Source organism: Streptomyces sp. NPDC001108 (genome assembly GCF_053598535.1).
The window spans coordinates 26,831-39,710 of record NZ_JBSFKL010000024.1; the positions used below are offsets into that span (position 1 = coordinate 26,831).

The 12,880-nt window shown below is 73.6% G+C and carries 15 protein-coding genes; 5 read left to right on the forward strand and 10 right to left on the reverse strand.

Translation table 11 applies throughout. The features are described from left to right. Positions 1-16 precede the first annotated feature (16 nt). The 3 genes from ACWC97_RS31850 (at position 17) to ACWC97_RS31860 (ending at position 2,697) form a co-directional block, all read left to right on the forward strand. Positions 17-553, forward strand: a complete 537-nt coding sequence (locus tag ACWC97_RS31850; protein WP_352279691.1) for an O-acetyl-ADP-ribose deacetylase — start codon at positions 17-19, stop codon at positions 551-553. Between the two features lie 122 nt (positions 554-675). Next, positions 676-2,151 (forward strand): AlkA N-terminal domain-containing protein, encoded by a 1,476-nt coding sequence (locus tag ACWC97_RS31855; RefSeq protein ID WP_352279689.1) that lies wholly within the window; start codon positions 676-678, stop codon positions 2,149-2,151. 21 nt (positions 2,152-2,172) lie between these two features. Beyond that, positions 2,173-2,697, forward strand: a complete 525-nt coding sequence (locus tag ACWC97_RS31860; protein WP_450653110.1) for a methylated-DNA--[protein]-cysteine S-methyltransferase — start codon at positions 2,173-2,175, stop codon at positions 2,695-2,697. 61 nt (positions 2,698-2,758) lie between these two features. On the opposite strand, the gene ACWC97_RS31865 is transcribed toward ACWC97_RS31860, so the two are convergent. Further along, the gene (locus tag ACWC97_RS31865; RefSeq protein ID WP_352279685.1) at positions 2,759-3,346 is read right to left on the reverse strand and encodes a TMEM165/GDT1 family protein; all 588 of its coding nucleotides are present in this window, start codon (positions 3,344-3,346) and stop codon (positions 2,759-2,761) included. 335 nt (positions 3,347-3,681) lie between these two features. Between ACWC97_RS31865 and ACWC97_RS31870 the strand changes: the two genes are divergently transcribed. Continuing rightward, entirely contained in the window at positions 3,682-4,089 is a 408-nt protein-coding gene (locus ACWC97_RS31870) for a (2Fe-2S) ferredoxin domain-containing protein (protein ID WP_450653112.1), read from the forward strand. Between the two features lie 9 nt (positions 4,090-4,098). On the opposite strand, the gene ACWC97_RS31875 is transcribed toward ACWC97_RS31870, so the two are convergent. The 3 genes from ACWC97_RS31875 to ACWC97_RS31885 form a co-directional block, all read right to left on the reverse strand. After that, positions 4,099-4,839 (reverse strand): SIR2 family NAD-dependent protein deacylase, encoded by a 741-nt coding sequence (locus ACWC97_RS31875; RefSeq protein WP_352279682.1) that lies wholly within the window; start codon positions 4,837-4,839, stop codon positions 4,099-4,101. A gap of 65 nt (positions 4,840-4,904) precedes the next feature. Next, positions 4,905-6,104 carry a hypothetical protein gene (locus ACWC97_RS31880; RefSeq protein ID WP_450653114.1) on the reverse strand — a complete coding sequence of 400 codons (1,200 nt, stop codon included), beginning with the start codon at positions 6,102-6,104 and terminating at the stop codon, positions 4,905-4,907. A 158-nt stretch (positions 6,105-6,262) separates the two neighbouring features. Beyond that, positions 6,263-6,793 (reverse strand): NUDIX domain-containing protein, encoded by a 531-nt coding sequence (locus ACWC97_RS31885; RefSeq protein WP_385217452.1) that lies wholly within the window; start codon positions 6,791-6,793, stop codon positions 6,263-6,265. A 132-nt stretch (positions 6,794-6,925) separates the two neighbouring features. Between ACWC97_RS31885 and ACWC97_RS31890 the strand changes: the two genes are divergently transcribed. Next, the gene (locus tag ACWC97_RS31890) at positions 6,926-8,044 is read left to right on the forward strand and encodes a glycerate kinase (protein ID WP_450653116.1); all 1,119 of its coding nucleotides are present in this window, start codon (positions 6,926-6,928) and stop codon (positions 8,042-8,044) included. A 46-nt stretch (positions 8,045-8,090) separates the two neighbouring features. Here ACWC97_RS31890 and ACWC97_RS31895 read toward each other — a convergent pair whose 3' ends face one another. The 6 genes from ACWC97_RS31895 to ACWC97_RS31920 form a co-directional block, all read right to left on the reverse strand. After that, the gene (locus ACWC97_RS31895; RefSeq protein WP_352279675.1) at positions 8,091-8,579 is read right to left on the reverse strand and encodes an SRPBCC family protein; all 489 of its coding nucleotides are present in this window, start codon (positions 8,577-8,579) and stop codon (positions 8,091-8,093) included. 130 nt (positions 8,580-8,709) lie between these two features. Then, positions 8,710-9,651 (reverse strand): MASE1 domain-containing protein, encoded by a 942-nt coding sequence (locus ACWC97_RS31900; protein WP_352279674.1) that lies wholly within the window; start codon positions 9,649-9,651, stop codon positions 8,710-8,712. A gap of 98 nt (positions 9,652-9,749) precedes the next feature. Next, positions 9,750-10,592, reverse strand: coding sequence for a PP2C family protein-serine/threonine phosphatase (locus ACWC97_RS31905; RefSeq protein WP_352279672.1), 843 nt, complete (start codon positions 10,590-10,592; stop codon positions 9,750-9,752). Between the two features lie 69 nt (positions 10,593-10,661). Then, a complete protein-coding gene (locus ACWC97_RS31910) occupies positions 10,662-11,060 on the reverse strand; it encodes a DUF6221 family protein (protein WP_450653119.1) in 399 nt (132 codons plus the stop codon). Between the two features lie 240 nt (positions 11,061-11,300). Next, positions 11,301-12,158, reverse strand: a complete 858-nt coding sequence (gene pssA / locus ACWC97_RS31915) for a CDP-diacylglycerol--serine O-phosphatidyltransferase (RefSeq protein WP_352279668.1) — start codon at positions 12,156-12,158, stop codon at positions 11,301-11,303. After that, complete coding sequence (locus ACWC97_RS31920) at positions 12,145-12,792, reverse strand: phosphatidylserine decarboxylase (protein WP_352279667.1); 648 nt, start codon at positions 12,790-12,792, stop codon at positions 12,145-12,147. Before ACWC97_RS31920 ends, pssA begins: the two co-directional genes overlap by 14 nt. Positions 12,793-12,880: the final 88 nt, after the last annotated feature.

Below are 12,880 nucleotides of genomic sequence, written 5' to 3' on the forward strand. Positions count from 1 at the left end.
CGGCATGATGTCCGTCATGCGCACTTCCCACGGCGTCACCGTCAGGCTGGTCCGCGGCGACCTCACCCGGCAGTCCGCCGACGTCATCGTCAACGCGGCCAACTCCTCCCTCCTGGGCGGGGGCGGGGTCGACGGCGCGATCCACCGGCGCGGCGGCCCGGAGATCCTCGCCGCCTGCCGGAAGCTGCGCGCCTCGCACTACGGAAAGGGCCTGCGCACCGGCCAGGCGGTCGCCACCACGGCCGGCGCGCTCGACGCGCGCTGGGTGGTCCACACCGTGGGGCCGGTCTGGAGCAGCGTCGAGGACCGCTCCGCCCTGCTCGCCTCCTGCTACCGCGAGTCCCTGCGGGTGGCGGCGGAGCTGGGGGCGGGCACCGTCGCCTTCCCCGCCATCTCGACCGGCATCTACGGCTGGCCCCTGGACGACGGGGCGCGGATCGCCGTCCGCACGGTGATCGAGGAGGCCGTGCCGCCCGTCGAGGAGGTGCGGTTCGTCCTCTTCGACGACCACGCGTACGTGGAGTTCGAGTCGGCCCTGGCTGCGCAGCGCTGAACGTCCACCGGACCCGGGCCCCACGCGTACGGTCCACCGGGCATCGGAGAAGTCCTGGCAGCCGGAGGTTGATGTCGGATTCTCGCCAGCCTCAGGGGCCCCGGACGACGGATGCTTGACCCATGTACACCGACACCGAGCGCTGTGTGCGGGCCGTCCGGTCCAAGGACGCCCGCTTCGACGGCTGGTTCTTCACGGCGGTCCTGACCACCCGGATCTACTGCCGTCCCAGCTGTCCGGTCGTGCCGCCCAAGGCCGAGAACATGACCTTCTACCCCAGCGCGGCCGCCTGCCAGCAGGCCGGCTTCCGGGCCTGCAAGCGGTGCCGCCCCGACACCAGCCCCGGCTCCCCCCAGTGGGACGCCCGGGCCGATCTGGTCGCCCGCGCGATGCGGCTGATCCAGGACGGCGTCGTCGACCGGGAAGGCGTCGCCGGACTCGCGAACCGGCTCGGCTACTCCGCCCGCCAGATCGAGCGCCAGCTCCACGCCGAACTGGGCGCCGGACCGCTCGCCCTGGCCCGCGCCCAGCGCGCCCAGACCGCCCGGGTGCTCATCGAGACGACCGGGCTGCCCATGGCGGACGTCGCGTTCGCCGCCGGCTTCTCCTCGGTCCGCACCTTCAACGAGACCGTCCGCGAGGTCTTCGCCCTCACCCCGGGCGAGCTGCGCGACCGCGCCGCCCGGGAGACGAGGCCGCCGGCCACCCCGGGCGCGATCACGCTGCGCCTGCCGTACCGGGCCCCGCTCAACCCGAGCAACCTCTTCGGCCACCTCGCCGCCACCGCCGTCCCCGGCGTCGAGGAGTGGCGCGACGGCGCCTACCGCCGCACCCTCGCGCTGCGCCACGGGCACGGCACCGTCGCCCTCGCCCCGCGCCCCGGCCACATCGTCTGCCGGCTCCACCTCACCGACCCGCGCGACCTCACCCTCGCGATCAGCCGCTGCCGCCGGCTGCTCGACCTGGACGCCGACCCGGTCGCCGTCGACGAGCAGCTCCGCGCCGACCCGCTCCTCGCCCCGCTGGTCGAGGCGGCGCCGGGGCGCCGGGTGCCGCGTACCGTCGACGGCGCCGAGTTCGCCGTACGCGCCGTCCTCGGCCAGCAGGTCTCGACCGCCGCCGCCCGCACCCACGCGGCACGCCTGGTCACCGCGCACGGCCACCCCGTCGACGACCCGGAGGGCGGCGGCCTCACCCACCTCTTCCCCGGCCCCGAACAGCTCGCCGGACTCGACCCCGAACAGCTCGCCCTGCCGCGCAGCCGCCGCACCACGCTCACCACCCTGGTGACCGCGCTCGCCGACGGATCGCTGCGGCTCGACACCGGAACCGACCGCGAACGGGCCCGCGCCCAGCTGGCCGCCCTGCCCGGCTTCGGCCCCTGGACCGTCGACGTGATCGCCATGCGGGCCCTCGGCGACCCGGACGCCTTCCTCCCCACCGACCTCGGCATCCGGCGCGCGGCCGCGCACCTCGGTCTCCCGGCCACCCCCGCGGCGCTCACCGCCCGTGCCGCCGCCTGGCGCCCGTGGCGGGCGTACGCGGTGCAGTACCTGTGGACCGTCGACGACCACCCCATCAACCACCTGCCCACCTGACCACGACCGGGAAGCCCAGCCATGACCACGACATCCACGGACCCGGCGACCCGACGGCACACCGTCGTCGACAGCCCGTACGGCCCGCTCACCCTCGTCGCCGCCGACGGCGTCCTCTGCGGCCTCTACATGACCGGGCAGCGCCACCGCCCGGCCGAGGAGACCTTCGGCGCGCCCGACCCGCGCCCCTTCACCGAGCCGGTCCGCCAGCTCGACGCCTACTTCGCCGGGGAACTGCGCGACTTCGACCTGCCGCTGCGACTGGACGGCACCCCCTTCCAGCGCGAGGTCTGGGCGCTGCTCCAGCACATCCCGTACGGCGAGACCCGCTCGTACGGCGAACTGGCCGAGGAGCTCGGCAAGCCGGGCGCCTCCCGCGCCGTGGGGCTGGCCAACGGCAAGAACCCGGTGGGCATCATCGTCCCCTGCCACCGGGTCGTCGGCGCCTCCGGAAGCCTCACCGGCTACGGCGGCGGGCTCGACCGCAAGCAGCGGCTGCTGTCCTTCGAGAGCGGCACGGCCGAGGACACCCCGGCCCTGTTCTGAACCGCGGACGGGCCCGGACCACCCCCCTCGGCAGGGGTGGTCCGGGCCCGTCCGTTCGGCGTCAGCCGACGAAGATCTCCACCAGGGTCCAGATCGCCAGCCCCAGCATGCAGAGTCCGCCGATCCGCTGGACCGTCTTCAGCGGCACCCGCTTGGCGATGAAGCGCCCGGCGAGCAGCGCCAGCGCCGACACCGACATCAGGGCGGCGGCCGACCCGATCGCGGTGGACCAGGTGCCGTTGCTCGCGGCCAGGTTGGCCGTGGTGATCTGGGTGAGGTCGCCCCACTCGCTGATGAAGACGGCCATGAACGCGGTCGAGTACACCGGCCAGAAACCGGTCACCGTCTTCGCGCCGCCGTCCTCCTCGTCGTCGTCACCACCGCCGGAACGCAGCAGCATGAACGCCCCGAACCCGAAGAGGGCGGCGGAGACGAGCTTGACGGTCCAGTCCGGCAGCAGCCCGATCAGGCTGCCCGCCCCCACCGCGATGGCGACATGGACGATGAACGCGGACGACGTGCCGAACCAGACGTACAGCGGCCGCATGCGGGTGCCCATCGCGAGCGACGCGAACATCGTCTTGTCGGGGAGTTCCGCGAGGAAGATGAGCCCGAAGGCGGTGACGATCGCCAGGGGGTCGAGATGCATTCCGGGTGGCTTTCTTCTAGGAGCCGGGCCCCGGGCCTTCGCGAAGCGCCACTGTGGGCATCCGGAGGACCACTCGGCCCGGCATGACGTCGGCGCCCACGGATGCGGGCGTGTCATACCTGACCGAAGGTCTCGCCCGCCCGCGACCATCCACGGGCCCGGCCACCGGGAACCCGGGGGCTCCAGTGTGTCGACGACCGGTTTGCGGGGCTACTCCCCTTCGCAGCCGCCCACTCTACCCCAGCCCCGCCCGGTCGTGGGCGATCGGATGTTCGAAAGGAAGGCGGGTAGAGTCCCCGGGTGATCGCCCGCGCCCGCACCGGAGGCCGCCCCGCATGAGCCGCCGCACCCGAGGAACGGTCCCCGACCAGGGGGCTTCCCGGCCTACCATCAGCGTCTGCCGGGGCTGCTGCTGCGGAACGCCCAAGGTCCCCGGCCTGGACCACGCCGGGCAGCTCGCGGGGCTGCGGCGATCGCTGGAGGGAGCGGCCCGGGTGCGCGCCGTGGAGTGCCTGGACGCCTGCGAGCAGGCCAACGTGATCGTCGTGCAGCCGTCGGCCGAGGGCCGTCGCGCGGGCGGCCGCCCGGTCTGGCTCGGCCTGGTCAACGACGCGGACGCGGCCGACGACATCGTCGCCTGGGTCGCCGCCGGCGGCCCGGGAGTGGCCGAACCGCCGGAGATCCTCGACCTCTACACGTTCCGCCCCTCGCGCCGCGTGCAGCAGGAGCTCGACCGGAGCTGAGCGCGTCCCTCACGCCCCGGCCGCGCCGCCCGGAGGAGCCAGCCGCCGCAGCAGCGCGGGCAGCGCCGTACCGATCGGCTCCCGCACGACCTCCTCGGCGAGTGCGTCGTACGGCGTCGGCTCCGCGTTCACCACCACGAGCCGCGCCCCGTGCTCCACCGCGATCCCGGCCAGCGAGGCGGCGGGCTGCACCTGAAGCGTCGTCCCCACCGCGATGAACAGCTCACAGCCCTTGGCGATCGCCATCGCGTCGCCCAGCACCACCGGATCGAGCCGCTCGCCGAACATGACCGTGGCGGACTTCAGGATGGAGCCGCAGGCCGTGCACGGCGGATCGGCCTCACCGGCCTCCACCCGGGCCAGCGCCTCCTCCATCGACGACCGGGCGTGGCAGCCGGTGCACACCACCTCGCGCGCCGTCCCGTGCAGCTCCAGGACCTTCCGGGCGGGCAGCCCGGCCAGCTGGTGCAGACCGTCGACGTTCTGCGTGATCACCCGGACCGGGGTGCCGGACCGCTCCAGCTCCACCACCGCGTGGTGCGCCGCGTTCGGCCGGGCGGCCCAGGTCGCGCTGGTCCGGCGCATCTGCCAGGAGCGGCGGCGGATCTCCGGGTCGGCCATGTAGAAGTCGTACGTGACGAGCTTCTCCGCCTCCGGGTCCTTGCGCCAGAGCCCCTGGGGGCCGCGGTAGTCGGGAATGCCGGAGTCCGTGGAGATCCCGGCGCCGCTGAGGATCGCGACAAGCGTCATGCCACGAGCGTACGCAGCGCCGGGCGGGCTCCGCGAGACGGTTTCCCCCGGTGCGGGGGCGGACGTCAGGGGACGGGGGTGAACGGCGACGGGGTGAGCCCCGTCCAGGTGTTCAGCAGGGCGTGGGCGGTCTGCCGGGTCACCCCGCCGTCCTGGACCGTGCCGCTGCGCGCCACGTAGAACCTCCCGTCGTCGAGCGAGACCAGCCCGTACTGCCCGTACTGGCCCGGTGCCGGCCAGCCGTGCGTACCGGTCGCGGGGTCCTGCGCACCCGCGCGCAGCAGCGACAGCAGCAGGCCGCGCTCCGGGCGCTGCTGCCCGCGCACCGGGCCGCGCACCGGCTTGCGGGACCCGTCCACGGCGAAGACCGAGTAGTTCGGGAAGCCGGGCTTGGTGCCTTTGTAGACCGCCATCAGCCAGTTGCCGCTGTGCCCGTCGTACTCCAGGTTCTGCACGCCGTACGTGGTGTTCCCGGTGTACACGAAGAACTTGCCGCCGACCCGGGCGGGGCCGCTGGTGTGCGGGGCCGACTCGGTCAGCGGGCGCTCGTACTTCCTCCACCGGGAGACGTCGTACTGGAGCAGCACCTGGTGGTCGTTGTCGGTGCGGCCCGTGTTGGCGTACACGCCGTACGCCACGGTCAGCCGCGTCCCGGCGCGCTTGCCGCGCCGGTCGCCGAAGGCCGGGCCGAACGCGACGCCGTCGATGCCGCTGCAGCCGTAGCGATGGTCGGGGGTGGCGCCGGTGTCGCCGTCGAAGACGCCGTCGCCGTTCATGTCGGCGGTGAAGTCCTTCACGACCTCCTTGAGGTGGATGGTCGAGACGACCCCGGTGGACTGGGCGTCCATGTTCATCCGGGTGATGCGGTCGACGTCGAGGATCGCGATGTAGAAGGACTTCGCCTCCTTGTACTCCAGCGAGCCGTAGACCCGGCCGTCCTTCTCGTTGAAGTCCAGGTCGCCGAGGTGCCCGGTGAAGCCGGTGACCGAGCCGACCGGTCTGCCGGCGAGATCCGTCTTGACCAGCAGATTGGTCATCGAGAAGTACATGAAGCCCTTGCGGCGGTCGATGGCCATGCCCTGGAGATGGCCGGACTGCCAGGCACCGCCGTCGACCGACGACGGCAGGGTGGAGCGGGCGGCGGGCGCGGTGGCCGGTGCCGGTCCGGCCAGCGCCGTCGGCGCGGTGGCGACGACCACCGCGCAGGCCAGTGCGGCGACGGCCGCGGCCGGCCGCCCACCAAGGAGTCCCGAGTGCGTACGCATGATCCCTCCGCTGTCCGTGGAGTTCCGGATGATGCCGGTCCGGCGTGCACGGCGGACCAAGAGCACATGAACGCACGATTCCGGCAGCCGTCGACCGGACTACCAGGTGACGCCCCGTCAGCACAACGGGGCGCAACGGGAATTCGACTCGTATGCGACTATGGGGTGATCCGGGTGCCGTACTCCTCCCCGGGCCGGACCTCCACCGGTCGCCCGTCCTCCAGCTCCACCGGCCCCCCGCCGTGACCGAGCACCTCCAGCGCCGCCCGTACCCGCGAGGCGAGCGGACCGAGCAGATAGCGGTCGGTCTCCGAGGGCTCCACCAGCCGCCAGGACAGCAGCTCCTCCTCCTGGAGCCGGATCGCCGCCAGCCGCGCCGCGTCCAGCACCCCGCCGTCGTAGACGTACGCGGCGATCGGCGGACGGTGCGGGCCGCGCGTCCAGTCCACGGCGAGCAGCCGCCCCGGCGGCAGGTCCAGCCCGATCTCCTCCGCGGTCTCGCGCCGCGCGGCCTGCCGGGGGGTCTCGCCCTCGTCGGACTCGATGGTCCCGCCGGGCAGCGCCCAGCCCTTCCGGTAGTTCGGCTCGACGAGCAGCACCCGCCCCCGCTCGTCCCGGAACAGCGTGGCCGCGGCGGCCAGCACCCGGGGGAGTCCGGCGATGTACGCGGCGTAGTCAGAAGTGGTCACGCGGGCAGCGTATCGGCCGGGCGCAACCGGGCGACCAGGGCTCTGGGCAGGGGGTATCCGCTGCGGATAGGGTCGGGGCGGCGCGACTGCCTGTTCGAGAGCAAGGGATGCAAGGTGGCGGACGGAGCAGTGATGGAGACCGCACGCGTGCTCGTCGCGGCGGACAAGTTCAAGGGCTCGCTCACGGCCGTGCAGGTCGCGGAGCGGGTGACGGCCGGGCTGCGACGGGCCGTGCCCGGGGTGCGGGTGGAGACCCTGCCGGTGGCGGACGGCGGCGACGGCACGGTCGCGGCGGCGGTGGCCGCCGGGTTCGAGCGGCGCGAGGCGCGGGTGACCGGGCCGCTGGGGGAGCCGGTGACCGCGGCGTACGCGCTGCGCGGGACCACGGCGGTCGTGGAGATGGCCGAGGCCTCGGGCCTCCAGCACCTGCCCGCGGGGGTCTTCGCCCCGCTGACGGCCACCACGTACGGCTCCGGCGAACTCCTCGCCGCCGCGCTGGACGCCGGGGCCCGCACCCTCGTGTTCGGTGTCGGCGGCAGCGCGACCACGGACGGCGGCGCGGGCATGCTCACCGCACTCGGGGCCCGCTTCCTGGACGGTGACGGCGAGCCGGTCGGCCCCGGCGGCGGCGGGCTGGCCGCCCTGGCGAAGGCGGACCTGTCCGGCCTCGATCCCCGGCTGGCCGAGGTGGACCTGATCCTCGCCAGCGACGTCGACAACCCGCTGACCGGACCGAAGGGCGCCCCCAAGGTCTACGGCAGGCAGAAGGGCGCGAGCGAGGACGACATCGCGGTCCTCGACGCCGCGCTCGCCCACTACGCCTCCGTCCTCGGCCCGGAACAGGCGCGGCTGCCCGGCGCCGGAGCGGCCGGCGGCATCGGCTACGGGGCGCTGGTCGCCCTCGGCGCCCGCTTCCGCCCCGGCATCGAGGTGATGCTCGACGTCCTCGGCTTCGCCCCGGCGCTGGCCCGCGCCACCCTGGTGATCACCGGGGAGGGCTCCCTCGACGAGCAGACCCTGCACGGCAAGGCACCGGCCGGGGTGGCGGCCGCCGCCCGCGCGGCCGGGGTCACGACCGTGGCGGTCTGCGGCCGGCTCGCCCTGCCCCCGGAGGCCCTGGAAGCGGCGGGCATCCGGCGGGCTTACGCCCTCGCGGACCTGGAGCCGGACCCGGCCGTCTCCATGGCCCAGGCGGGCCCCCTGCTGGAACGCGCCGCCGAGGCGCTCGCACGCGACTTCCTGCTGCCCTGAGCACGAGCCGCGCGGGGGCCGGGGGGACAGCCCCGGCCCCCGCGCGTCAGCCCTTGGACGGGGACGGATCCCGGTCCTCCCGCTCCTCGTCCGACCGCCCGCCGCCCAGCAGCTCGGCCAGGCAGTGGAGCTCCGAGGGCAGGTCCCGGCGCCAGGCCATCGTCACGAACGGCGCCAGGATGATCATGCCGCCGTCCAGATGGGGCCGGACCGAGACGGTGACCTTCGTCCCCTCCCCGCCCGGACTCAGCCGGAACTCCACCTCCGGGTAGTGGCGGCCCAGCGGCGTCCACATGCCCGTACCGCGAAAGGCCAGGTACTCGCCCGGGGTGCTCGCGACGCACCGCAGCCGGTGCATCCGCCGTCTGCCGGGGAACTTGCAGGTGTACTCGTCGCCCGGTTCGGCGGCGACCGGACCCTCGACCACCCGCTCTATGGTCGAGGACCATTCCGCCAGGTTCCGCGGATCCCGCAGGAACGAGAAGATCTCGTCGGCGGGGCGGGACACGTGGACATGCGCAGAAACATGGGGCATGGCTCCACCTCTTACGGCGACCGTACGCCCGTTCAGCGGCCGTCCGGTTGCCCTTGTCGCGGTGCCGTCACCCGTCAGCCTGCGGCGCGTCACCGCTTCGCGCACCCGACACGGGGCCGATGGAGTGAGCTCAGGGCTCCTCCTGCCGGCTCACCTTCCCGGAGAGCTGGTCACAGAGCCGCTTGATCTCCCGGTACGTGGCGCTCCGCTCCGTGACGACCGCGGCCAGCAGCAGCGAGGTGAGCGCGGCGGTGCCGATGAACGCCTGGAGCGTGATCATGTTGGCGAGCAGGCTGTGATGGGCGAAGGGCCCGGTGCCCCGTCCGGCACCGAGCACCGCCAGCACCGACACCCCCAGCGCGCAGCACGCGGCGCCGCCGCGCTCGAAGCGGAAGGCCGCCCAGACCAGGAACGGGAACACGAGGAAGAGCAGCGGCGCCCCGACCACGACGGTGACCAGGACGGTGACGGCCCCGGTCGCCACCGCCAGCACGGCGGCCTCCGCCCACCGGGCCGGTCCCGCGTCGAGCGGCGGCCGTACCCTGCGCAGCGCGAGCAGGAACGGCGTCACGACCATGACCCCGATGGCGTCGCCCGTCCACCAGACCGACCAGGTCGGCCAGAACTCCGCCGGGGAGAGCGTCCCCGAGGCGACCAGGGCACCGACCCCCGTCACGGAGCTGATCAGCATGCCCGCCAGCGCGCCCAGGAAGACGAGCGCCAGCGCGTCCCGCAGCCGGTCCAGCTCCTCGCGGAACCCCGCGCGGCGCAGCAGCAGGACGGAGAAGACCGGGGCGAGCGTGTTCCCGGCGGCGATCACCAGCACGTACGAGGGCGAGGGCCCGAGGGTGATGTTCACGCAAAGGGCGCCGAGCGCGATCCCGGGCCAGACCCGCAGACCGAACAGGAGCAGCGCCGCCACCGCGATCCCGGTCGACGGCCAGAGCGCGGTGACCTGTCCGCGCACCAACTGCTGGAGAAGCCCCAGCCGGGCCGTCGCGTAGTAGCAGGCGGCCACCGCGAGGACCGTCAGGACCGTCACCGTACGCCGCCGCGCCCGCGTCCTGTCCACCCTCCCAGCATCGGGCACCACGCCGCCGCCCGCCGCCTCAGGCGCAGCGGGAGGTGCCGGACACATGCCTGCGGCGTGGGGCCCGGCACCACCCGCACTCATTCACCGGACACCCGGCCCACCGGCGGCGCCCCGTCGTACCGCACCACGAGCACGGCGGCGTCGTCCTCGTGGCCGGTCAGGTCCGCCACCTCGATCACCTGTCCGGCCAGCGCCTCGGGATCGGCCCCGCGCGCCGCACCGACCAACTCCGCGACCGCGGCGAGCCCCCGGTCGACCGGGTAGGCGGGCCCCTCCACGACCCCGTCGGTCAGCAGGACCAGGTACCCCGGTCCCGGCAGCCGTCGGCGGGTCACCGGGTACCGCTGGTCGTCCAGGATGCCCAGCGGCACCCCGCCCGGGTCCAGAAGGACCCCGGACCCGCCGTCGTCGCCGCCCCACACCACCGGTACGTGGCCGGCCCGCGCCACCGAGAACCGGCCGCTGCCCGGGGCGATGCTCAGCAGACAGCAGGTCGTGAACAGCTCGCCGCCCAGCGAGATCAGCAGGTCGTTGACGCGGGCCAGCACGCTGCCGGGGTCGGTGGTGACACTGGCCAGCGCCCGGAGACTGGCCCGTACCTCGCCCATGAGCGCGGCGGCCTCCACCCCGTGCCCCTGCACGTCCCCGATGGCGAGCCCCACCGCCCCGTCCCGCAGGGCGAACGCGTCGTAGAAGTCGCCGCCGACGGCCAGGCCGTTCTGCGAGGGCGAGTACCGGGCCCCGACCCGCAGCCCCGGGAAGTCCGGCAGCCCGGCGGGGAGCATGTGCCGCTGGAGCTCCAGCCCCAGCTCGGCGCGGGCGCGCTGGTGCCTGATGTCCTCCAGGGCCTGGTCGACGAGGCGCCCGAGGTCCACGAGGAGCTCCTGGGCGGTCTCCGAATCCCTGCGGTGTCGGTGCATGGCGTCCCCGGGCGGTCCGATACGCCCCTTCTGAAACTTTAGGCCCATCGGCCGCCGCCCGTACGGTCGCTACTGGATGAACCGGGGCAGCCACCTGGCCCGGTACCCGGGGTGGGCGGCGTGCTCCGCGGCCAGCTGCCGCACGGCGAACCCCAGCCCCACCGCCCGGCCGGACCGGAAATCCTCCTCGGGCCGGTCGGTGTCCAGGTCCGCGACCTCGGCGTACTCGTTCAGGAGGACCCGGCTCGTCTCGATCCGGCGCAGCGTGCGCGCCGGGTCCTGGAGCGCGATGTGCTGGTCGAACCCGAGCGTGCGCAGGGTGAACGCGATCGACCCCGAGCGGTCGTGGATCTCGCCGGGCACCCCGGCCGGACACCGCCAGCTGTCGCCGCCCGCCTCCAGTGCGAGACGCTCCTCCTCGGCGAGGCGCGCCCGGACGAACTCGATCATGTCGGCGTTCTCTGTCATCGGGGTCCGCGTCCTTCGTCATCATGGCCTGGCTTCCAGGAACCGCGCCCCATGGCTCCGCTCCGCGGATGCCCGTGACCCGTGCCCGCCGGACACGGCCCGGAAGCCCCCGTTCCCCAGGGGTCAACATACTGTGCCCGCGCCGCCGCGCGGGGGCGCCCGCGCGGCGGCGCGCCCCGTACGAGAAGGACCCGGGTGCTGGGGAGCACCCGGGTCCTTCTCGTCACGTTCCGTACAGCGTTACGGCAGCTGCGCCGTGCGCGCCTCGCGGCGGTTGTCGCGGAAGGTGTTCACCCGCCGGGCCGTCGCGAAGAGCGGGATGACCGCGCCCAGGACCACCTGGAGCGCGCAGCCGGTCTGCAGGAGCAGCTGCCCGCCCGGGGCGTCCAGCGCCCATGCGGCCAGCAGCCCCATCGCGGAGACGATCCAGCTGAGCATCGCCACCGCGAGCACGCCCCGCGGCTTCGGGTACTCGACCCTGCTGACCATCAGCCACGCCACCCCGATGATCGCGAGGAGCGTCGGCACGAAGGGCAGCTCCAGGAGCACGATCGAGACGACCGTGAGCGCTCCGAAGGGGCTCGGCATGCCCTGGAACATGCCGTCCTTCATGGTCACGCAGGAGAATCTGGCAAGTCTGAGCACCACCGCCAGCAGCACCACGACCGCCGCGAGCGCCGACACCCGCTGGTGCGCGTCGTCCGCGACCATGCCGTAGACCAGGACGAAGTACGCCGGGGCGAGCCCGAAGCTGATCAGGTCCGAGAGGTTGTCCAGCTCGGCCCCCATCGGCGAGGAGCGCAGCTTGCGCGCCACGAGCCCGTCGAAGAGGTCGAAGACCGCGGCCAGGAGCATGAGGATCACGGCGGTGGCCGCGGAGTGCCGCGCCATGCCGCTCTCGTCGCTGCCCGTCAGGTGCGGGATGAGGATTCCGGTGGTGGTGAAGTACACCGCCATGAACCCGCAGGTCGCGTTGCCGAGCGTCAGGGTGTCCGCTATCGACAGCCGCAGAGAGAGCGGCATGTCCTCGCCGGCGTCCTCCTCGGACTCCGACTCCGGCACCCAGCCGGCCTTTGTGTCGGGATCAATCACGGTCAATTCGAGTCACCCCCGCGGTGGTGGCCTGGCCGACCTCGACCGCGACCTCGACACCTTCCGGCAGGTAGATGTCGACCCGCGAGCCGAAGCGGATCAGGCCGATGCGCTCGCCCTGCTCCACCTTCGTCCCCTGCGGGATGTAAGGGACGATGCGACGCGCGACCGCACCGGCGATCTGCACCATCTCGATGTCGCCGAGCTCGGTGTCGAAGTGCCAGACGACGCGCTCGTTGTTCTCGCTCTCCTTGTTGAACGCCGGAACGAAACCGCCGGGCACGTGCTCGACGGACGTCACCGTGCCGGCCAGCGGCGCACGGTTGACGTGGACGTTCAGCGGGCTCATGAAGATCGCGACACGGGTGCGTCCGTCCTTCCACGGCATGATGCTCTGCACCACGCCGTCGGCCGGGGAGATGACCCGGCCCTGCGCGATCTCGCGCTCGGGATCGCGGAAGAACCACAGCATGCCCGCCGCGAGCGCGGTGGTGGGCACGGCCACCGCGGCCCAGCGCCCGGACTTGCGCGCCCGGGAGAGGCTGAGCGCCGCGGTGGCGACGGTCGGGAGGAGCCACGGCGAAGCTCCGCGCGCAAGGCGGACCCCGCCGCGTGGTGCAGAGGTTTGGCTGTCGGGCATGGATGACCTTCGTAGCGGATGAGGCCGCGCTGGCAACGGGGGACGGCGGCTTTTCCGGCGATGTTATCGGTTGCGAGCAACAACTGGG